A 22,130-nucleotide genomic window follows, 5' to 3' on the forward strand; every position below is an offset into this window, starting at 1 on the left:
GGTTAACTTTCTTTGCGCCGCATTGTAGCATCGTGTTAATCCATAACCGAGTATCCCTATGTCTGAGCCAAAACGGCTGTTTTTTGCGATTGACTTACCCGACGACGCGCGCACGCAAATTATCGCCTGGCGCGCCGCTCATTTTGCGTCTGAAGACGGACGCCCCGTCGCAGCGGCGAACCTGCACCTGACGCTGGCCTTTTTAGGCGACGTCAGTAACGATAAGCAGCGCGCGCTTGCGCAACTGGCCGGACGAATTCGCCAGCCGGGCTTTACGCTACATCTGGATGACGCCGGTCAGTGGCTGCGTTCACGCGTGGTGTGGCTGGGGATGCGCCATCCGCCGCGCGGGTTGTTGCAGTTGGCTAATATGCTGCGCGCGCAGGCCGCCCGCAGCGGTTGTTACCAAAGCCCGCAGCCTTTTCACCCGCATATTACGCTGCTGCGCGACGCCAGCCATACGGTGGCTATCCCGCCGCCGGGCTTTTGCTGGTCATTTCCGGTCACGTCATTTGCGCTTTACGCCTCTTCGTATGGGCAAGGCCGTACCCGCTATGCCGAGCTGCAGCGCTGGACGCTGGGCGAATAATAATGAAGGAATGTCGATGCTATTCTCCCCCCCTTTACAACGCGCTACGTTGATTCAGCGCTATAAACGTTTTTTAGCCGATGTGATCACCCCTGACGGTACGACGCTTACGCTGCACTGTCCTAATACCGGCGCGATGACCGGCTGCGCCACGCCTGGCGATACCGTCTGGTATTCGACATCAGAAAATACTAAACGCAAATATCCGCATACCTGGGAATTGACTGAAACGCAATCCGGCGCATTCATTTGCGTGAATACGCTGCGGGCGAACCAGCTAACGAAAGAAGCGATTCAGGAGAATCGCCTGCCGGCGCTGGCGGGGTACAATATTCTGAAAAGTGAAGTCAAATATGGCGCCGAGCGCAGCCGTATAGATTTTATGTTACAGGCAGATTTCCGCCCGGACTGCTATATTGAAGTGAAATCGGTCACGTTAGCGGAAAAAGAAAACGGTTATTTTCCCGACGCCATCACCGAACGAGGGCAAAAACATCTTCGGGAGTTGATGGGCGTTGCGGCGGCAGGTCATCGCGCGGTGGTGGTGTTCGCGGTGCTGCACTCCGCCATTACACGTTTTTCACCCGCACGTCATATCGATATAAAATACGCGCAGCTATTGAGCGAGGCTCAGAATAAAGGCGTGGAAGTTTTAGCTTATAAAGCAGAACTTTCAGCCCAAAAAATGGAACTGAACGAACCAGTACCCATAACGTTGTAGTGGAATAACAGCCTGATTATTAAGTATTCTGGCCGCGTGCGTAAATACGCTTTTCCTCACAGGGTTGTCAAGTGTTACGTTTAGATAATTGCTATCCGGAAAAGCATCTGCTATTTATAGCGACCTGATTTTCCCCCGAACATGGGGATCGATAGTGCGTGTTAAGGAGAAGCAACATGCAAGAAGGGCAAAACCGTAAAACATCGTCCCTGAGTATTCTCGCCATCGCTGGGGTGGAGCCGTACCAGGAGAAACCGGGCGAAGAGTATATGAACGAAGCCCAGCTATCGCACTTCAAGCGTATTCTTGAAGCATGGCGTAATCAACTCCGGGATGAAGTCGATCGCACTGTGACGCACATGCAGGACGAAGCCGCCAACTTCCCCGATCCGGTCGATCGCGCCGCGCAGGAAGAGGAGTTTAGCCTGGAGTTACGTAATCGTGACCGTGAGCGCAAACTGATCAAAAAGATCGAGAAGACGCTGAAGAAAGTGGAAGATGAAGACTTCGGTTATTGCGAGTCCTGCGGGGTGGAGATTGGTATCCGCCGCCTGGAAGCGCGTCCAACAGCCGATCTGTGCATCGACTGCAAAACGCTGGCTGAAATTCGCGAAAAACAGATGGCGGGTTAATCCCGTTCGTTTCTACCCTATTTATGACAGGCGGGAGTTTTCCCGCCTTATTCTTTATTGCCCGCAGCATGACTGACTCACACTATATTGGCCGTTTCGCGCCGTCGCCATCCGGCGAACTGCATTTCGGCTCGTTAATCGCCGCCCTCGGCAGCTATCTACAAGCCCGTGCGCAACGCGGAATTTGGCGCGTTCGCATAGAGGATATCGACCCCCCACGTGAAGTTCCCGGTGCCGCAGCGACCATTCTGCGCCAGCTGGAACATTACGGCCTGCACTGGGATGGCGAGGTCTTATGGCAATCACAGCGTCATGAGGCTTATCGCGAGGCGCTGGCCTGGCTTCACGAGCAGGGACTGAGCTACTACTGCACTTGCCCCCGCTCGCGCATTCAACGTCTGGGCGGTATTTACGACGGCCATTGCCGGACGTTATACCACGGGCCGGAGAATGCCGCCGTCAGGATTAAACAGCAGCATCCGGTGATGCGTTTCCATGATGCCTTGCGCGGCGATATTCAGGCTGACCCACAGCTGGCGAGCGAAGATTTTATTATCCACCGCCGCGACGGACTGTTTGCTTATAATCTGGCCGTGGTGGTCGACGATCATTTTCAGGGGGTGACGGAGATCGTCCGCGGCGCAGATTTAATCGAACCCACTGTCCGACAACTTTCGCTGTATAAACAGTTTGGCTGGCGTGCGCCAGGTTACGTGCACCTTCCGCTGGCGCTCAACGAACAAGGCGCTAAACTTTCCAAGCAAAATCATGCCCCTGCGCTTGCGACAGGCGATCCGCGCCCGGTACTGGTCCAGGCATTGCGCTTTTTAGGCCAACGCGACGTCGTAGCGTGGCAGGAGATGTCTGTTGAGGAGTTGCTGCGCTTTGCGGTGGAGCACTGGAGGCTTGCAGCCGTACCCACATCGGCTAATGTAAATCCGGCATTCTCAAATGCGTCTCGCTGAGCTATGATTAGCCGCTATTTTTGCTCATCGTCTTTCGCATTGCTGCGGCGTTAATGATGCTTACAGCCCAGGTCGCGTTGTTCTCTTACGCCCGTCTGCCGTAATGCGAAAGACATAGAGTAAGTTGATCTTATTAATGTATGACACTACCGAGGTGCGCTATTTTTACCCGAGTCGCTAATTTTTGCCGTAAGGTGTTAAGCCGCGAGGAGAGCGAGGCAGAACAAGCCGTCGCCCGTCCACATATGACGATTATCCCGCGTGAACAGCACGCTATCTCCCGCAAAGATATCAGTGAAAATGCCCTCAAGGTACTGTACAGGCTGAACAAAGCGGGCTATGAAGCCTACCTGGTCGGCGGCGGCGTCCGCGATCTCCTGCTCGGCAAAAAGCCGAAGGATTTCGACGTGACCACCAACGCAACACCGGATCAGGTACGGAAATTATTCCGCAATTGCCGTCTGGTGGGGCGTCGTTTCCGCCTGGCTCACGTGATGTTTGGCCCGGAAATTATCGAAGTGGCAACGTTTCGTGGTCATCATGAAGGCAGTGAAAGCGACCGTACGACCTCCCAGCGTGGGCAAAACGGTATGCTGCTGCGCGATAATATTTTCGGCTCTATCGAAGAAGATGCCCAGCGCCGCGATTTCACCATCAACAGCCTTTACTACAGCGTGGCGGATTTTACCGTGCGCGATTACGTCGGCGGGATGCAGGATCTGCAAGAAGGCGTGATTCGCCTGATCGGCAATCCGGAAACGCGCTACCGCGAAGATCCGGTTCGAATGCTGCGCGCCGTGCGTTTCGCTGCGAAGCTCAATATGCGTATCAGCCCTGAAACGGCTGAGCCAATCCCGCCTCTGGCAACCTTGCTAAACGACATTCCTCCCGCGCGCCTGTTCGAAGAGTCGCTGAAGCTGTTGCAGGCGGGGAACGGTTTTGAAACCTATCAACAACTGCGGGAATACCACCTCTTCCAGCCGTTGTTTCCTACCATTACGCGTTATTTCACCGAAAACGGCGACAGCGCAATGGAACGCATCATTGCGCTGGTGTTGAAGAATACGGATAACCGCATCCGTAACGAAATGCGCGTTAATCCGGCATTTTTGTTTGCCGCCATGTTCTGGTATCCGCTGCTGGAAATGGCGCAAAAAATCGCTCAGGAGAGCGGTCTGGCCTATTACGACGCTTTCGCGCTGGCCATGAATGACGTGCTGGATGAAGCCTGCCGTTCGCTGGCGATCCCGAAACGCCTTACCACGCTTACCCGTGATATTTGGCAGCTTCAGTTACGGATGTCCCGTCGTCAGGGCAAACGCGCCTGGAAGCTGATGGAACATCCCAAATTCCGCGCCGCGTTTGATTTGCTGGAGCTGCGCGCTCAGGTGGAAAATAATACTGAGCTGCAACGTCTGGCGCAGTGGTGGGCCGAGTTTCAGGCTTCCGCGCCGCCGGAACAAAAAGGAATGCTCAACGAGCTGGACGACGATCCTGCTCCACGCCGCCGCCGTTCACGTCCGCGCAAACGCGCGCCGCGCCGCGAGGGCACCGTATGACGATCGCGTATATCGCGCTTGGCAGTAATCTGGCCTCTCCTCTGGAGCAGGTTAATGCCGCCCTGAAGGCTATCGCCAACATTCCCGATAGCCGTATCGTCGCGGTTTCTTCGTTTTACCGCACGCCGCCGCTTGGCCCACAGGATCAGCCCGATTACCTGAACGCCGCGGTGGCGCTGGATACCGCCCTCGCCCCCGAAGAATTGCTTAACCATACCCAGCGCATTGAGCTGCAACAGGGTCGGGTACGCAAAGCAGAACGCTGGGGGCCGCGTACGCTGGATCTCGACATTATGCTGTTTGGCGATGAAGTCATTAACACCGACCGTCTGACGGTTCCGCACTACGACATGAAAAACCGCGGTTTTATGCTGTGGCCGCTGTTTGAGATCGCTCCAAAACTGCGCTTCCCCGACGATGGCGTCGCGCTGACGCAGCTTGTTCATCAACATACCCCCGCACCAGCATACTGGTAATTTTTAATTAATATTATTTTTAAGAAACCTGTATTATTACTTCGCTCACTAATTAATGGAATAAATCCAATCGTTATTTTCTCTTAAAAGATTGTTTAGCAAAAATGAATGTCATTTATATGTAAAATTATTAAATTGATTCAGTGAATTCATTAACATCCCTCTCCCCCTAAAGCCGCTTTTTTTGCAGATTTAATGTACTATCTTGTTTTTAAACATCATTAAAAAACATATAAATCTAATCAGCATTTTTGCTTTTGAAAAAAAATTCACCACAAATATCCTTTAAACAAACACATAATATTTCGTTATTTTACATAATGAAATATATGCATAGAATGTGCCGTCCCTCTTTAATCTTATTGAAGTGGTACATTTATCTCATTTTGTAAGGATGCAAGTATGAAAAAAGTTCTCCTGGCGACAGCCGTATTTATGGCTTTAGGCTCTTCTTCCGTTATGGCTGTCGAAGGTGGTCGTATTAATTTTGAAGGTCTGGTCAGCGCTGAAACCTGTAAAAAAGTCGTCAGCTCCGCTGTTGGTAATAGCAATATCGACGGTACGGTTACTCTGAAAACCGCACACGTTAGCGATGTCACCGCAGAAGTTCAAAACAGCACCGCAGGCGTAAACGCAGAAGATTTCTCCATCATTATTGACTGCTCCGATGCTGGCGCAGGCCTGATGAAATCACATCTGACGATGTCCTCCTCTTTTAGCAATACGAAGGGCACCCTGGATAACGACGAAACGCTGACCCGCAGCGGTATCGAGGCGGCGAAAGCGGTTGATATCGCGGTTCACCATGTTGACGATGCCAACGCTCTCTCGCTGGTGAAAATCAACGATCCTTCTAACACGATGGAAGAAAGCTTTACCAACGGTATCGCAACCTACAACTTTAAAGCGTCTTACGTGAAATCGTCTGATGCAGGTGCCAGCGTGACAACCGGTCTGGTCTCCACCAATGCGATTTATACCTTTACTTACGAGTAATAGTCGCCTCTCAGATTGCTGACAACGCTATTGGTGCTGTTTAATGTTGGGCTGCGTCTTGCCCCATAAAACCAATAACTCAATGAATATAAATGAGTTAATTTTTACGGGTTAAATAAAACCCAACATTTATTCAGCTTCGGTGTTTGTCATCAGTCTCGCTGTCTTTAACAGACAGTATTACAGACGATGCACATTGCGGGGTAGTAGCAAATTTCGGCGCTACTTACCCTGTTTCGGATATTCAATACAGCAAGGACGGCTTATGTCTCACTCTTTAAAGTTTACTTTGTCTGCTATCGCTCTGACCGGGGCATTATTTAGCTCTGCCAGCCAGGCCGATATTATTATTTCTGGCACGCGTATTATTTATGATGCAAATAAAAAAGATGTCAGCGTACGTCTGGAAAATAAAGGTAAAAGCCCATTATTAGTTCAGAACTGGATAGATCTCGGCAATGATAATGCCGAGCCGGGCAGTATTAAAGCGCCCTTCGCCGCCACGCCGCCGGTATCACGAATAGAACCTAAGCGCGGGCAGTCGATAAAAATTATGTATACCGCCACAGAATCGCTACCGAAAGATCGCGAAAGCGTTTTCTGGTTCAACGTGCTGGAAGTTCCACCGAAGGCAAATACCAACCAGGAAGAAAATAAGAATTTGCTCCAGTTGGCGTTTCGCACCCGCATCAAACTATTTTATCGCCCGACGGGTTTACCGGGCGCCCCGGCAGAAGCGGCAAAACAGCTGAAATGGCAGGTCGCCAGCGAACAGGGCCATGCCGTTCTTCGCGCCGATAACCCGACTCCGTATTACGTCTCCTTTAACTCTGCCACCTACACCAGCGGCGGAAAACGCTATGACGTCGACGCGACCATGGTTGCCCCCTTTGGCAAAGCCGCCTTCACGGTGAAAGGACTGCAAAACGCCAGCGCAGGCAAACTGGAATTCCAGTCCATTAATGACTACGGCGGCATCATCGCTGGCTCAGCTTCACTGTAATGACGTTATCACAAAGCAGGATGAAAAAGACGGTGCAAAACGTTTCCACAACCAGGACCATGCCAAAAAAGACGTTGCTCGCGATGTGCTGTGCGTTGTTTTACAGTCAGCCCGGCCTGGCTGCGGACATCGTTGAATACGACAGCACATTTCTGATGGGCGATGGCGCTACGTCTATTGATGTCAGCCGCTATTCTAATGGCAACCCCACGCCAGCGGGAACGTACACCGTGAGAGTGTTTGTCAATGAGAAGGCCGTCGCCAGCCAGACCATCCCGTTTATCGACATCGGCAAAAAAAGCGCCGAGGCCTGCCTGACCATGAAAAATCTGGCGCAGCTACACATTAAGTCGCCGCAAAACGTCGGCGAAAAAGCCATTTTGAAGAAAGGCGACGACGAGAGCAGCGATTGCTTAAATCTGCCAGCGCTGATTGAACAATCCAGCGTGACGTTTGATATGGGCGACCAGCGCCTGGATATCGTCGTGCCTCAGGCATGGGTTAACAAAAGTTATGACGGCTATGTGGAACCGTCGCTATGGGAAAACGGAATCCCGGCCGCGCTACTCTCCTACAACATTAACGGCTATCACAATACCAATCACGGTGTCGATAACGACAATATGTACGCCGCTTTCAATACCGGTATTAACCTCGGAGCATGGCGTTTTCGCGCCAACGGTAACTATAACTGGAACAATAACAGCGGCAGTAACTTCGATTTTCAGAACCGCTACATCCAGCGCGATCTCACTGCGCTGCGCTCGCAACTGATGTTAGGCGAGGCGTACACCACCGGCGAGACTTTCGACTCGGTCAGCATTCGCGGGGTGCGTCTGTACAGTGACTCCCGTATGCTACCGTCACAGCTTGCCAACTACGCCCCTGTGATCCGCGGTGTCGCCAATACCAACGCCAAAGTCACCATTACCCAGGGCGGCTACAAAATTTATGAATCAACGGTGCCGCCAGGTCCGTTCGAGATTAACGATCTCAGCCCTTCTGGCTACGGGAGCGACCTCATCGTCACTATCGAAGAGGCCGACGGCAGCAAGCGTACCTTTAGCCAGCCCTTCTCCTCGGTAATGCAGATGCAAAAACCCGGCGTCGGGCGCTGGGATGTCAGCGCCGGGGAAGTGAATGACGACGATCTTCACGATAATCCGTATGTCGCGCAGGGTACCTACTATTACGGTTTGAACAACTATCTGACCGCCTATACTGGCGTTCAGGCTACCGATAATCACTACCTGGCGGGGTTGCTCGGCATGGGCCTCAACACGCCGTTTGGCGCCATCGCGCTGGACATCACCCATTCCCGCGCGGAGATCCCTGACGATAAAACCTATCAGGGGCAGAGCTACCGCTTAACGTGGAACAAGCTGATTGAAGCCACTGATACCTCGTTTAACGTGGCGGCCTACCGCTATTCAACCCAGAATTATCTGGGGCTGAACGATGCGCTTCAGTTGATCGACGAAGCGAAATATGGGGATGACGACCAGCGCAACACCATGAATAACTTTGCGCGCCTGAAAAACCAGATCACCCTCAGCATCAGCCAGCCGTTACAGTATGGCGAAACGGATTACGGTTCCTTTTATCTCTCAGGCTCCTGGACAGATTACTGGGCGACGGGCGACAGCCGCAGCGATTATACGCTGGGCTACGGCAAAGGCTTCTCATGGGGCAGCATGAGCGTCAACCTGCAACGCACCTGGGATGAAGACGGTAAAAAAGATGATTCGCTCTATATCAACCTGAGTATTCCACTCGCCAACCTGCTTGGCGGGGAGAGTCGCCGTTCCGGTTTTAACACCCTCTCCACGCAGATGCGGACGGACTTTAACGGTGGCCATAACCTGAGCATGAACAGCAGCGGTAGCAGCAAAGACAATATGCTGAACTATAGCGTAAATACGGGTTATACCATGCAGAAAGAGGGCAAGAGCATCTCTGATATCGGCGGCTATGCCAGCTATCAATCCCCGTGGGGAGATATTTCGGCCTCAGCCTCTGCCAATAACGATAGCAGCCGACAATATTCGCTCGCGACAAACGGGGGCTTTGTCCTGCATGGCGGCGGCCTGACATTCACTAACGATAACTTCGGTAATAGCGATGCCATCGTGCTGGTAAAAGCCCCCGGCGCGAAAGGCGCACGCATCAATGGTGGCAACAGCACCATCGATCGCTGGGGCTACGGCGCGACAAACTCGCTTTCCGCCTACAGAGAAAACCTGGTCAATGTCGATATCGACACACTGGAAAACGACGTTGAGCTTAAGAGCACCAGCGCAACTCTGGTGCCGCGCGATGGCGCGGTGGTCTTAGCCAGTTTCGAAACCGACCAGGGACGCTCGGTCATTCTTAACATGTCCCGCAATGACGGCAAAGCTCTGCCGTTTGGCGCAGAAATCTACGAGAACGATGTGCAGATCGGCAACATGGGCCAGGGCGGACAGGCTTTTGTTCGCGGTATCAGCGATGCGGGCGAACTCTCAGTACGTTGGTTTGAAGAAAACCAGCCAGTAACTTGTTCAGCAACCTTTGCGTTGCCTGCAACGCAACAAACGGTAGGGTCCAGCCAGACCTTACTGTTAGACCACGTAACCTGTCGTGTTAATAACCTTAAATCAAATGGAATAGACAATGAGAAGGAATAAGCACCTTTTAGCAGCCTCTGTGCTCGCGATGATATTTCCACTGACCAGTCAGGCGGAAGATATCAACGTTGACTTTACCGCTACCGTGCTGGCCACGACGTGCAGCATGTCGATTGCGGCGTTAGATGGCTCGAACGTATCGGGTGATGCTACCAGCGGCTATACGCTGAATGTCGGCGATGTCGGGTTGGATAAAATCATAAAAAAATCAGCGGAATCGCAGAAAAACTTTAAGTTTGTGGCGAAAGATTGCAGTGCCGCCCTGACGAAAATTACCACCGCACTCGGCAGCTCTGCGGATGCCAGCGGCAACTTTATTAAAAACCAGTCTGCGGCGTCCGATGCGGCCAGCAATATTGGTATGGGCTTTAAGCGTAAGAGCACCACCGATGAAACCTATTTCACGCCAGGCTCCGGTTCAATTACCTGGACTGACGACGAGCGCACAGCAAACGAAGTAGAGATGACGGTTGCGCTGCGTGAACTGACCGACGGCGCGGGTACCATGGGTGCCTTCAGCTCTACCGCTACGTTTAACTTCACTTATCAATAACAGGGACGATGATAATGAAAAAGCAAGTATTGCGCGGCGTAATCTTAGGCGCACTGGCGACCATGACCGCGGGCGTATCAACAATGGCGCAGGCCGATGGCACCGCCAGCCTGGACTTAACGGTAAATGCCAACATCACGGCGGGAACCTGCTCCGCATCGGTGCTGGACGGTGAAACCGCCACCGATACTATCGCATTTGGCAACGTCTACATTTCGGAAGTTTTTGCCAAAACAAAAGTCAAAAGCTTTAAACTGCGCTTCAGTGACTGCGCGGGATTAAAAGATAAAAAAGCCTCTTTGGTCATTGCGCCAAGAGATGCAGGTTGCGCAGGCAGCGATTCGATTAACGCAGAATTTGCCAACGCCTCCACAGCGACGTCTAAAGCACAGAGAACCGCTGTTGAACTCTGGACAACAGCTACCCCGGAAGGTTCTAACAGTGTCCAGTTCCACTGCCGTAACAAAAATGCGCAAGAGATTGATCTGAGCAGTGCAAGTTCAACCACACCGGTTGATTATCCGTTAAGCGCTCGCATGGTGCCGGTTACCGGTTATGCAATCACTGCGCTAACAGCAGGTGACTTCTATTCCCCCACCACCTTCACCATCACTTACCAGTAATGGTGATACCAATGAGACGTTTGCGCAGACTCATGCTCGCCACGTTATTTTCAGGGCTGGCAACAGCCCTGTTTATCGCGCCGCTGTATGCCGACACCAACGTGGATTTTACCGCCACCGTGCAGAAAGATACCTGCCAGATTGAAATTGACGGTAATGGTACAGTCAGTTTAGCGACCGTCGGGCCGAGTTACTTTGCCGATGGCATCACGGCGGAAACGGACTACGGGGGCGGCAAGGAATTTCTGATTAAGTTGATAAGCTGCCCGGTTAGCGACGGCGCAATCACGAACGTCACGTTTAACTTCTTACCACAGAGCGGGCAGTTCGTTACCGGTAATAAGCAGGTGTTTGCCAATGATTTAGCGACCAGCACAGACGGTGCCTCCAACGTCGGCGTAGTGATTTTTACCACCGAGTCACCCCGCCATAACGTTCTGAACACCGATGGCTCCTCGCGGGCAACCTTTGCCGCGACGACATACAGCGATACCTCATGGACGTTTTATGCCCGGATGCAGAAAGTCCTCAGTAACGACGTGGTCGTCCCCGGCAAACTCAGCAGCCGCGTGCTGGTAAATGTTGAATACGAATAACGTGAGGACCAGTTAACTATTATGATAACAAAATGCGATCACCGACTGATGCTATTAAACACTCAGAGACTAAAGAGTGTCGTTAAAATCATATCATTATTACTGTTATCTTTCGTTTCTTTTGTGACGCCTTCGTATGGCTGGTCACTATATGTAGGCCAATATACAAAGAATGAAGGGGGAAACGTATGGGGAGCGGTGCAGGATTTTACAAAATCCTATGCGCCCAAAAACATGCTTAATCCAATAGCTATTCATAACGGCTCAGGACTGCGTGAAATCTCCGTATCGAATGATGCGACAGAGCTCGACCCCACTACTGGGCTAAGTTGTAACAAAGATCATGATAACCATGTCCTGACACTGTATCATGGCTACAAGAACTCCGGTAAAACCTACAACGGTAATATGTTATGGGAAACTAATACTCCTGGTATGTACATGGGTATCGAAGTCACCAATATCAACTTTGGCGGCCAATACTGGGGTGAAAAATTCTGGATAAACTGGAGCAACGGAGAAACGTCCGGCGCAAAAAAATTTGATTTAACAAATATCATGCCAAAGGATGGTCGTTTCGAACTCTGTCAGAGGCCAACCAACTGGACCTATTTTGGATTAGGCGGTATTGTTCTGTGGGTTAAATATCATTTGTATATTGATGACTCTTTTAATCCTGCCGGAGCAACTTCGTTATCTGTCTCGCTACGAAAAGAACAATCGTATGATTATCAATTTGCTTCATCACCAGCCTTCTCAGGCTCACATAATGTATATTACAATATAGCACCAAATCAGTTGACGATTAACTATCCTACCTGCCAGGCCAATGCGGTCACAGGCGATGGGGTAACAAATTCAACGGTTCCATTTGGGGAACAGAATGCCAAAGACATTTCGGCGAATACCATTAACCGCAAATTTTCCATAAAGCTCAGTAATTGCGCTTACGTTAAAGAATTGAATGTTACGTTAAGTTCTGCAACGGTAGGAGGACAGGATAACACCTTGCTCGGTAATACACTTACCGGCAGTGAGGCGGCTGGTGGTATCGGTGTCATGATCGAAGGGGAGAAAAATCCAAATAGCCCTGCTGACTGGACCTTACTTAAGCCAAACATCAGCAGTTCTATTTATTCTTTTACTAATTCCCCGGTTTACGAAAATAGCGAAATTGGGAATGCTGAGCAGGTAATGAATTTCCAGGCGACCCTGAAACAGGATGGTAACAAAGCGATAACCCCAGGAAAATTCAAAGCTACGGGTAAATTCACCATTACTTATCCCTGATGTTTATTCCGGCAGACCTCCTCTGCCGGTTTTTTCCTTTCCCACAAAGCGCTAACACTTTCTTCGGTCATTCCCCTACAATGCGGCCATTCTATTCATCAATATTATGGCCGGAGAGGTTATGAGCAAACCCACCACTATCTCACTGCTGCAAAAATGCAAACAGGAAAAGAAGCGCTTCGCGACAATCACCGCCTACGACTATAGCTTTGCCAAACTGTTCGCCGATGAAGGCATCAACGTGATGCTGGTGGGCGATTCCCTGGGCATGACAATTCAGGGGCACGACTCCACCCTGCCGGTCACCGTGGAAGATATCGCCTATCATACCCGCGCCGTTCGCCGTGGCGCGCCGAACTGCCTGTTGCTCTCCGACCTGCCGTTTATGGCTTATGCCACGCCGGAACAGGCGTTTGAAAACGCGGCCATCGTGATGCGCGCCGGGGCCAATATGGTCAAGATCGAAGGCGGCGCATGGCTGGTTGATACGGTGAAAATGCTCACTGAACGCGCCGTGCCGGTGTGCGGCCATCTGGGGCTGACGCCGCAGTCGGTGAATATCTTCGGCGGCTATAAAATTCAGGGGCGCGGCGACGCCGGGCAGGTGCTGCTGGATGACGCGCTGGCCTTAGAAGCGGCGGGCGCACAGCTGCTGGTGCTGGAATGCGTGCCGGTTGAACTGGCGAAGCGCGTCACGGAAGCACTGTCGATTCCGGTGATCGGCATAGGCGCGGGCAACGTTACCGACGGGCAGATCCTGGTAATGCACGACGCGTTCGGCATCACCGGCGGCCATATCCCTAAATTTGCGAAAAATTTCCTTGCCGAAACGGGCGACATGCGCGCGGCTGTACGGCAGTATATAGCTGAAGTGGAGTCCGGCGTTTATCCGGGCGAAGAACACAGCTTTCACTAATTTTTCTAACCGTGCCGGATGGCGACGCGACGCGTCTTATCCGGCCTACAGATCCTCAACGGATGTAGGCCTGATAAGCGCAGCGCCATCGGGCAGGATCATCAGGCAACTCAAGGAGTCTTGTTGTGCTAATCATTGAAACCCTGCCGCTGCTGCGCCAGCATATCCGTCGTCTGCGTCAGGAAGGCAAACGCGTCGCACTGGTTCCCACCATGGGCAATCTGCACGACGGTCATATGAAGCTGGTCGATGAGGCAAAAGCCCGGGCTGATGTGGTGTTCGTCAGCATTTTCGTCAATCCGATGCAGTTTGACCGGCCGGACGATCTAGTGCGTTATCCACGCACGCTGCAGGAAGACTGTGAAAAGCTGAACAAGCGCAAAGTCGATTATGTCTTTGCGCCAGCCGTTGAGGAAATTTACCCGCAGGGGATGGAAGGCCAGACGTACGTTGATGTTCCCGGCCTCTCCACCATGCTGGAAGGCGCCAGCCGTCCGGGCCACTTCCGCGGCGTCTCGACCATCGTCAGCAAGCTGTTCAACCTGATCCAGCCGGATATCGCCTGCTTTGGCGAGAAAGATTTCCAGCAACTGGCGCTGATTCGCAAAATGGTGGCGGATATGAGTTATGACATTGAGATCGTCGGCGTGCCGATTATTCGCGCCAAAGACGGTCTGGCGCTCAGCTCACGTAACAGTTATCTGACCGCAGAGCAGCGCAAAATTGCGCCAGGTCTACACAACGTGATGAATAGCATCGCTGAAAAACTGATTGCGGGTAATCGTGAGCTGCAAGAGATTATTGCCATTGCCGAACAGGAATTGAATGAAAAAGGCTTCCGTGCCGACGACATTCAAATCCGTGATGCCGACACGCTGCTGGAACTGACGGAAACCAGCAAACGCGCCGTGATTCTGGCCGCCGCCTGGCTGGGTCAGGCGCGTCTGATCGATAATCAAAGCGTTACATTAGCCCAGTAGACAGGGGTTAAAAATCGGGCAATACTGCCTGAGAATTTCCAAAGCAGGCCACAAGCGCCTGCTTAGTCAAGATAAACGACAGGGTATAGATGTTATGATTCGCACCATGCTGCAAGGCAAGCTCCACCGCGTAAAAGTCACGCAGGCGGACCTGCACTACGAAGGTTCCTGTGCCATTGACCAGGATTTCCTCGATGCCTCCGGTATTCTGGAAAACGAAGCGATTGATATCTGGAACGTGACCAATGGGAAACGTTTCTCAACCTATGCGATTGCGGCTGAACGCGGCTCCAGAATCATCTCGGTGAACGGCGCGGCGGCGCACTGCGCTGAGGTTGGCGACATTGTGATTATCGCCAGCTTCGTCACCATGTCTGATGAAGAAGCCCGGACATGGCGGCCGAAAGTGGCCTACTTTGAAGGCGACAACGAAATGAAGCGTACCGCGAAAGCCATTCCGGTCCAGGTTGCCTGATAGTCCTTACCCCTGCGGCTGGTTGCTGATCAGCCGCGACATGGTTTCCAGCGAATCCGTGCGTAAAATATACAGCCTTTTGAGCAGCATCGGATTATCTCCCGGCTTCACCTTCCCTCTCACCGTGGTGACCGCCAGATGGAAACCGGCGTCTTTTGCTGCTTTGATCGCGGTCGCGTTATAGCCGCCAAAGGGATAAGAAAGATAAAATACGTGCGGAGTAAACTGTGCGAGCGCCCGCCGCGAACGTTCAAAATCAAACAGAATATTATGGTAGCTGCGGCTATATAAAATCGGACGACGATGCCCGTCTACCCGATGTAAAAAGTGAGTATGCGACTGAAAATCAAAAACATCGCTTATCTTGCACAATTCGGACACGCTCATAAATTGCAGCGACCTGGGATTCCATTTTTGCGGATGGCGCTTAATACGCGATGAAATAATAAATGCCGTCGCTTTCATACCGTACTGCTTTAATACCGGATACGCATAGCGACTCACCGATTTAAGGCCATCATCAAAGGTGATAGCCACCGCGCGCGCCGGGAAATTCGCGCGGTTATGGATGTAATCCTCCAGTTGGTACATCGTCAACGTGGCATAGCCGCGATCGCGAAGCCAGGTCATTTGGTTGCTGAATGCCCGAACCGAAGTCGTGGTGGACGTATGGCGAAAACGGGTATTCTCTTCATCACGTAAGATGTGATGATAGGTCAAAATCGGAATGCCGTTGTCTTCCTGCGCATCCATGGCGCTGACATACGCCAGCCTGTCGCCAATACGGATCTGATACCAGGTTTGATGTAGCCTGCCTTTCAGCTTACTAATAATGGGGTAACGCAAGTTATCCACCAATACGCCAAACGGGGCGCTACTGATGTCCGGCGCGTTATACACCGGCGTGTCCTTCCAGGTCACCAGATTCTGATTGCTGAGCGGCTTGTTAAGATCGCCCAGGCCATCTTCCACTTTTTGTTTTCCCTGCACAGGTTCCAGATGGCCTTTATCGATAAACCCCTCGCCGAAGCCAAATTTAAAGGCATAATAATCAGCCGCAACAGGCGTTACGGAAAGAATTTGTCCGGCGCGGATATTCCCTACGGTCACCATTTTATCGCCAATCTGCGACCAGATGGCGGCGTCTTTCGTCGTTTGCATATAACGAGCGGGCAAGGCAGCCAACACATTACCGGAGAAAAAGAACAGCAAGATAAGAACAACGCGCATAACCATATATCATAACCGAGGCGAAAAAACGCCGTTATTGTAGCAAAAGCGTCGTCAATGGTATTGATCAAAACTCATACAAATCATGTAGCAATACAAAAGGCGGGTTTTTCTGCTGCTGATGCCAGAGACTGGTGACATCCGGCGCGCCAAGCGCGACAATCTGGTCGCGAAATGCTGAACTGCTCATCGACTCTCGCAAAGGAAGCATTTCCTCTATCAATGAATAGCTGACACCTGAAATAACTTCACATTGAGAATGTTTATGGCTCATCAGCGACGCTACACGATAAGGCGCCGCGCCGGAAATGTCGGTTAAAAATATCACGCCTTCACCGGAGTCGGTGGCATGGAGGGCATCACACATCATACGGCTCAACATGTTTGAGCTCACGCCGCGCCAAAAATTGACCGCCCGGCATTGCGCCAGCGGACCATTTTTTCTCTCCAGGCGATCAAGCATATCCTGTGCGCGATCGTCATGGCAGGTAATCACCCATCCCAGCATAACTTCTCCTCCATTGAGCTCCAATCCAGCATGTCAGCATGTTTTTTTGGCCGACAACACTCTATGACCACGATCATTTTTTATTCAAAAAAATTTGCATTATTTTTAAAAATGTTCGCAGCCTTCATAGAATCTGGCCCATTGAAAGTATAATCACGGCAATTATTAAACAAACACCCACCAAAACAATCAATAAAATATATATTATAAATATTTTATATTTATGTATTCTGAATTTTTCTTCGCGCCGCAAAAATCATCGAACATCATATTTACTCATTCGGGAATAAAAAGAACAATAACTTTCCACACAATAAATATTGCTACTATGTCAATATTTATAATATCTTAAAGGATCAAAGATAATGAAACTCACCTTAAAAACACTCGCTGTGGCACTGGCTGCCATCACCCTCTCCCCCGCCGCGCTGGCAGACACCGCTAAAGACGGCACCGTACATATCACCGGCCTCATTCAGCAAAACGCCTGTACGGTAAAAACGGATTCAGTATTAATAGAGGTAACATTACAGAACGAATTTGCCTCTCTTTTTACTGCCGCAGGGCAAACGGCAGGGGATAAAGGCTTCACCATCGATCTCGAAAACTGCGACGCAAACATCTACAGCAATGTACAGGCACGCTTTGAAGGTACGCTCGACGGAACCGATGCGACCATCCTGAAAAATGAGGCTGATGCTCAGAATATTGGCGTGCAAATTCTTGATAAAACGGGTGACAGTACGCCAGTGACCTTTAACGATCTTCAGGCATGGTCTTCCGCAGTCGCGCTCCCTACAGAAGAGGGGGTGACGACACTCTCAATGCCTTTCACCGCCCGCTATATCGCCACCGCGGTTCCCGTTGGGTCGGGAAATGTCGATGCAAGCGCAACATTCTATCTGCAATATAACTGATCCTGGCGGCCAGCGTCGGCTGGCCCATTTGTTTATTGAGGTCATCAATGAATTCATTGGCTAAAGCAGGGTTGCTTTGTTGCCTGTTGTGCGGTTCGCTGGCGCATGCCGCAGGGATAAACATCGGCGCAACGCGGGTTATTTTTCACGGCGATGCCAAAGATGCATCCATATCGATAAGCAATAGCGACAACGTTCCCTATTTAATTCAGTCCTGGGCGCAATCGATCAGCGAAACCGGGGCGAGCGGCGATGCGCCGTTTATGGTCACCCCGCCGCTTTTTCGCCTTAATGGCGGGCAAAAGAACGTACTGCGAATTATCCGTACCGGCGGCAATTTGCCGGAAGATCGCGAGTCGCTGTACTGGCTGGATATTAAATCGATTCCCAGCAGCAATCCGGACAATAAGCACAATACGCTCATGCTGGCCGTTAAAGCGGAATTTAAGCTGATTTACCGGCCAAAAGCGTTAACCCAAAAGCCAGAAGAGGTTGCCGATCGGTTAACGTGGTCGCGTCAGGGTCGCACGCTCACCGTGAAGAACCCCACGCCCTATTATATGAACTTCGCCACCCTTTCCGTTGGCAGTCAAAAAGTAAAAGCCCCGCGCTATGTGGCGCCTTTCGGCAACGCGCAGTACACGCTGCCTGCCGCCGCCAGCGGCCCGATCGCCTGGTCTATCATCAACGATTTTGGCGGTACTGGCCCCGAACATAAACAAACGCCTTGAGAAGAGTGACAGGGATGAGAGTGCCGATGCGCAAAGGGCAACACAGGGGATTTTATTTATCGCGCTGCGCTGTGTGTATCGCGCTGGGCAGCACGTTCGCACATGTTGCATGGGCGCGCGACTATTTCAATCCGGCATTTATTGAACACCATGGGCAGGCGAATCGCACAAGCGTCGATCTGTCGACATTTGATAACGACAAAAGCCAACTTCCTGGCACCTATTACGTCACTATCATTATCAACAAAACAGAAATCGGCGCGCGAAACGTTGATTTTCAACTCACGACGCTCAGTGACGGTCAACAGGCATTACAGGGCTGTTTACGGCTTCAGGAACTAAAAGATAACGGCGTCAAAACCGACCTTTTTCCAACGCTGGAGAGTGAAAAAAGCTGCGTCGATCTCAGCGCTATCCCCGGTGCCAGCCAGCAGTTTGATTTTCAGCAACAGGCATTATCGATAAGCATCCCTCAACTCTACATCGCCAACAACGCGCGCGGCTACGTGCCGCCGGAAAAGTGGCAGGAGGGAATTACCGCGCTAATGCTGAACTACAGTTTCAGCGGCTATAAAGAGTACGGTTCCAGTGAGGATTCCGACGATGCGGAATCGAAGTATCTCGCTCTCCAGCCGGGTTTTAACCTCGGGCCGTGGCGTTTTCGCAACTACAGTAACTGGAGCGCAAATAACGGCGAGAGCGGTAGCTGGAACAGCGTTTATAACTATTTACAGCGCGACATTATCGCGCTGAAAAGCCAGTTCACCGCCGGAGACAGCAATACGCCATCCGACGTGTTCGACAGCGTACCTTTTCGCGGCCTCCAGCTCACCTCTGACGATCAAATGCAGCCCAACAGCCAGCGTGGTTACGCCCCGACGATTCGCGGCATCGCCCGTTCAAACGCGCAGGTTATCGTGCGGCAAAACGGTTATATCGCCTATCAAACTGCCGTTTCGCCGGGCGAATTTGAAATCAACGATATGTTTCCCACCGGCAGCAACGGCGACTACGACGTGACGGTAAAAGAAGCCGACGGTAGCGAACAGCATTTTATCGTGCCCTACTCTTCGCTGCCGATTCTGCAGCGCACCGGACGGGCAAAATACAGCGTGACCGTGGGTAAATATCGTGATTACGACAACCACACGCTGGACGACTTCGGCCAGGCGACCCTGCTGTACGGCCTGCCGTGGGGTATCACGCTGTACGGCGGCAGCCAGATTGCCGGCGATAAATACCAGTCCGTCGCCTTCGGCGTCGGGCAAAATATGCAGATGCTGGGGGCCATTTCCCTGGACGGTATCTGGTCGCACGCCAAATTTGACGATGGCCGCAAAGAAGCCGGGCAATCCTGGCGCGTCCGCTACAGCAAGGGCGTCGTCAGTACGGGCACCACGTTTTCGCTGGCCGGCTATCGTTACGCCAGCGAAAACTACAATTCGCTGAGCGAGGTGATCAACCCGGACGACGATTTTTATGATAACTACGGCAAGCGCCATAATCGTTTCGAAGCTTCAGTCAACCAGCAAATTAGCGATACGCTCGGTTCCTTAACGCTAAGTTGGGTAAAAGAAGATTACTGGCACAGCGCGCAGCAGATGGAATCTCTGAGCGCCAACTACAACAATAGCTGGGGCCCGGTGAGCTATACGTTAAGCTACAGCTATAACAAAAACACCTACCAGTACCGATCGGATAATGACGATGATGATAACGACGACGATCGTTATAACCAGAACGATCGGCTGTTCACGCTGTCGCTGCATGTTCCGTTTACGGTGTTCGATTCCAGGCTATACGCCAGCTATATGCTGAACACGCGTAAGCACGATGCCACGGTGAACAGCACCACCCTTAGCGGCACCGCGCTGCGTGACAGAAACCTGAACTGGTCGTTACAGCAGAGCCACAGCACACAAGACGGTGATTCCGGCGGGGTAAACGCCAGCTACAAAGGCACTTATGCCAACCTCAACGCCGGTTACAATCAGTCGCCAGATAGCCAACAGGTCAGCTACGGCATCAGCGGCGGCATTCTGGCGCACGAAAACGGTATTACCCTGAGCCAGCCGATTACCGGCGCGGCGATTTTAATTAAAGCGCCCGGCGCCAGCGGCGTTTCAGTTGAAAACCAGACCGGCGTCGCCACCGACTTCCGGGGTTATACGGTGATCCCCAACGTCACTCCGTATTATCGCTACGATATCTCGCTCGACAGCAGCACGTTTGCCGACAACGTGGATATTCCGCTCAACAACCAGACCGTCTACCCGACGCGTAATGCGGTGGTGCGCGCGGCGTATGACACGCATAAGGGCTATCGCGCGCTGTTAACGCTGACGCGCAGCAATGGCGAGCCCGTGCCCTTTGGCGCGACGGCAAGCGTCGATGGGCAGGATGCGAACCTGGCCAGTATCGTCGGCGATAAAGGCCAGGTCTTCCTCAGCGGCCTGCCGGAAGAGGGCCTGCTCCTGGTGAACTGGGGAAGCGCCTCTTGCCGCGCGGATTACCGTCTGGATATCAGCAAAAATATGAACGGCATAGTGATGGCGAACGCCGTCTGCCAGTGAGGAACACAATGAAGAATTTATGGATGCTGCTGGCGTTGTCGCTATTTTCAGGCCATGCGCTGGCAGACGGAACGATGGGCAACGGAAGCGGCTGGTGTCAACCAACCAGCGGCACGCATGATTTTCCTTTTAGTTTTAATCAAACCATTACCGATACGGATGGGAACCAGACGGGAACCATCGTTGAAGAGCACTGGTCAGCAGGCGGAGAATATTCGGCTAAATGCGACTGCGATAACAGTGATTATCGCGGGTACAACTATTTCACCGCGACCACCGGCGATCTGACGCAGAAAGGCACGCACAGCGAGACGCGATACTACGGACATATGGATTACTATGTCCTCGTGACAGGCAAACTGGAAATTGGTACCGAAGCGTATATAGCCGGGAAGCTTGGTGAATATATTCCCGTCCCGTTTTCCTCAATCAGCAATAATGATGCCTCCGCAGGCGGCTGTGGCGATGCAGAAATGAAATCAATGACGGCGGGTAATAAAGGCACGGTAAGGATTTATATTACTCATCCTTTGGTCGGAGAAATCTCGATCCCGCAAACAACGATCATGAATCTCTATTTATCAAAAACGCCGGGCAGCAGTGGAGATAATATTCCCCCCTCCATTCCCCCTATCGCGCACGTCACCATGTCCGGGACCATTACCGTGCCGCAGTCCTGTTCCATCAACGCCGGGCAGGTTATCGAGGTCAGGCTGCCGGATATTGAGGGCAAAGATATTCGTCACCTCGGCGATAGTCCGCAGAACTCGCACGTCACCACTCAGGTAAACTTTACCTGTAGCAACGTGGCGGACGGCACCAACCTGTCAATGTCATTGAATGGAGAAACCGATCCGCACAACCCGGAATACCTGAAAACCGACAATGAGAATTTAGGGATACGGATTTCCGATAAATACGATAAGACCATCGTTCCCGGCGGCAGCGCCGAATTGCCGATTGAAGATTACGCCGACGGTAGAGGCAGCACCGAGTTCACCGCCGCGCCGGTCAATACCACCGGACATGTTCCCCACACCGGAGAATACCAGGCTACCGCCACGCTGGAGATTCAGATTCGCTGAGAGAAGCGTTGGGTTTCAGCAAGCCTCCCCCTACAGACCCGTAACC

General features: G+C 51.9%; 22 protein-coding genes. 20 read left to right on the forward strand and 2 right to left on the reverse strand.

Translation table 11 applies throughout. The features are described from left to right. Positions 1-58: 58 nt before the first annotated feature. The 16 genes from thpR to panD all read left to right on the forward strand — a co-directional run bounded on the left by thpR (position 59) and on the right by panD (position 15,040). The gene (thpR, locus tag LCS67_RS17925) at positions 59-589 is read left to right on the forward strand and encodes an RNA 2',3'-cyclic phosphodiesterase (RefSeq protein WP_001294185.1); all 531 of its coding nucleotides are present in this window, start codon (positions 59-61) and stop codon (positions 587-589) included. Between the two features lie 16 nt (positions 590-605). Beyond that, positions 606-1,310, forward strand: coding sequence for a DNA/RNA nuclease SfsA (sfsA, locus tag LCS67_RS17930; RefSeq protein WP_000899412.1), 705 nt, complete (start codon positions 606-608; stop codon positions 1,308-1,310). A 176-nt stretch (positions 1,311-1,486) separates the two neighbouring features. After that, positions 1,487-1,942 (forward strand): RNA polymerase-binding protein DksA, encoded by a 456-nt coding sequence (dksA, locus tag LCS67_RS17935; protein ID WP_001155232.1) that lies wholly within the window; start codon positions 1,487-1,489, stop codon positions 1,940-1,942. A gap of 68 nt (positions 1,943-2,010) precedes the next feature. Next, on the forward strand, positions 2,011-2,907 hold the full coding sequence (gene gluQRS, locus LCS67_RS17940) for a tRNA glutamyl-Q(34) synthetase GluQRS (protein ID WP_001549989.1): 897 nt from the start codon (positions 2,011-2,013) through the stop codon (positions 2,905-2,907). A 161-nt stretch (positions 2,908-3,068) separates the two neighbouring features. Next, positions 3,069-4,466: a polynucleotide adenylyltransferase PcnB gene (gene pcnB, locus LCS67_RS17945; RefSeq protein ID WP_206734930.1), complete on the forward strand. Its 1,398-nt coding sequence runs from the start codon at positions 3,069-3,071 to the stop codon at positions 4,464-4,466. Continuing rightward, positions 4,463-4,942, forward strand: coding sequence for a 2-amino-4-hydroxy-6-hydroxymethyldihydropteridine diphosphokinase (gene folK / locus LCS67_RS17950; RefSeq protein WP_000150780.1), 480 nt, complete (start codon positions 4,463-4,465; stop codon positions 4,940-4,942). The genes pcnB and folK overlap by 4 nt, the downstream gene beginning before the upstream one ends. 402 nt (positions 4,943-5,344) lie before the next feature. Further along, a complete protein-coding gene (locus LCS67_RS17955; RefSeq protein ID WP_000756782.1) occupies positions 5,345-5,938 on the forward strand; it encodes a fimbrial protein in 594 nt (197 codons plus the stop codon). 265 nt (positions 5,939-6,203) lie between these two features. Beyond that, on the forward strand, positions 6,204-6,941 hold the full coding sequence (locus tag LCS67_RS17960) for a fimbrial chaperone (protein WP_000019793.1): 738 nt from the start codon (positions 6,204-6,206) through the stop codon (positions 6,939-6,941). A 59-nt stretch (positions 6,942-7,000) separates the two neighbouring features. Continuing rightward, complete coding sequence (locus LCS67_RS17965) at positions 7,001-9,607, forward strand: outer membrane usher protein (protein WP_001125005.1); 2,607 nt, start codon at positions 7,001-7,003, stop codon at positions 9,605-9,607. Next, the gene (locus tag LCS67_RS17970) at positions 9,594-10,160 is read left to right on the forward strand and encodes a fimbrial protein (RefSeq protein ID WP_001549988.1); all 567 of its coding nucleotides are present in this window, start codon (positions 9,594-9,596) and stop codon (positions 10,158-10,160) included. Before LCS67_RS17965 ends, LCS67_RS17970 begins: the two co-directional genes overlap by 14 nt. A gap of 14 nt (positions 10,161-10,174) precedes the next feature. Further along, positions 10,175-10,783: a fimbrial protein StaE gene (gene staE / locus LCS67_RS17975; RefSeq protein ID WP_000745162.1), complete on the forward strand. Its 609-nt coding sequence runs from the start codon at positions 10,175-10,177 to the stop codon at positions 10,781-10,783. An 11-nt stretch (positions 10,784-10,794) separates the two neighbouring features. Then, positions 10,795-11,379: a fimbrial-like protein gene (locus LCS67_RS17980; RefSeq protein WP_012218521.1), complete on the forward strand. Its 585-nt coding sequence runs from the start codon at positions 10,795-10,797 to the stop codon at positions 11,377-11,379. 21 nt (positions 11,380-11,400) lie between these two features. After that, positions 11,401-12,669: a fimbrial-like adhesin gene (locus LCS67_RS17985; RefSeq protein ID WP_001610392.1), complete on the forward strand. Its 1,269-nt coding sequence runs from the start codon at positions 11,401-11,403 to the stop codon at positions 12,667-12,669. Positions 12,670-12,790: 121 nt separating this feature from the next. Further along, entirely contained in the window at positions 12,791-13,585 is a 795-nt protein-coding gene (gene panB, locus LCS67_RS17990) for a 3-methyl-2-oxobutanoate hydroxymethyltransferase (protein ID WP_000043005.1), read from the forward strand. A 125-nt stretch (positions 13,586-13,710) separates the two neighbouring features. Further along, a complete protein-coding gene (gene panC, locus LCS67_RS17995) occupies positions 13,711-14,565 on the forward strand; it encodes a pantoate--beta-alanine ligase (protein ID WP_000905342.1) in 855 nt (284 codons plus the stop codon). A 94-nt stretch (positions 14,566-14,659) separates the two neighbouring features. Beyond that, positions 14,660-15,040: an aspartate 1-decarboxylase gene (panD, locus tag LCS67_RS18000; RefSeq protein WP_000621526.1), complete on the forward strand. Its 381-nt coding sequence runs from the start codon at positions 14,660-14,662 to the stop codon at positions 15,038-15,040. Between the two features lie 6 nt (positions 15,041-15,046). Here the strand turns inward: panD and LCS67_RS18005 are convergent, their stop codons facing one another. Further along, on the reverse strand, positions 15,047-16,276 hold the full coding sequence (locus LCS67_RS18005) for a polysaccharide deacetylase family protein (protein ID WP_000245328.1): 1,230 nt from the start codon (positions 16,274-16,276) through the stop codon (positions 15,047-15,049). Between the two features lie 61 nt (positions 16,277-16,337). Then, positions 16,338-16,778, reverse strand: coding sequence for a PTS sugar transporter subunit IIA (locus LCS67_RS18010; protein WP_000901969.1), 441 nt, complete (start codon positions 16,776-16,778; stop codon positions 16,338-16,340). Positions 16,779-17,143: 365 nt separating this feature from the next. Between LCS67_RS18010 and LCS67_RS18015 the strand changes: the two genes are divergently transcribed. From LCS67_RS18015 to LCS67_RS18030, 4 genes are read left to right on the forward strand one after another with little or no spacing between them, the layout of a single operon-like run. Further along, positions 17,144-17,695 carry a fimbrial protein gene (locus LCS67_RS18015; protein ID WP_000779119.1) on the forward strand — a complete coding sequence of 184 codons (552 nt, stop codon included), beginning with the start codon at positions 17,144-17,146 and terminating at the stop codon, positions 17,693-17,695. Between the two features lie 47 nt (positions 17,696-17,742). Continuing rightward, the gene (gene stiB / locus LCS67_RS18020; RefSeq protein ID WP_001086399.1) at positions 17,743-18,426 is read left to right on the forward strand and encodes a fimbrial biogenesis chaperone StiB; all 684 of its coding nucleotides are present in this window, start codon (positions 17,743-17,745) and stop codon (positions 18,424-18,426) included. 26 nt (positions 18,427-18,452) lie between these two features. Beyond that, a complete protein-coding gene (locus tag LCS67_RS18025; protein ID WP_023212436.1) occupies positions 18,453-20,999 on the forward strand; it encodes a fimbrial outer membrane usher protein in 2,547 nt (848 codons plus the stop codon). Positions 21,000-21,007: 8 nt separating this feature from the next. After that, the gene (locus LCS67_RS18030; RefSeq protein ID WP_000794036.1) at positions 21,008-22,084 is read left to right on the forward strand and encodes a fimbrial protein; all 1,077 of its coding nucleotides are present in this window, start codon (positions 21,008-21,010) and stop codon (positions 22,082-22,084) included. The last annotated feature ends 46 nt before the right edge of the window (positions 22,085-22,130 follow it).

This window comes from Salmonella sp. A7 (assembly GCF_020181675.1).
Lineage (GTDB): Bacteria > Pseudomonadota > Gammaproteobacteria > Enterobacterales > Enterobacteriaceae > Salmonella > Salmonella enterica.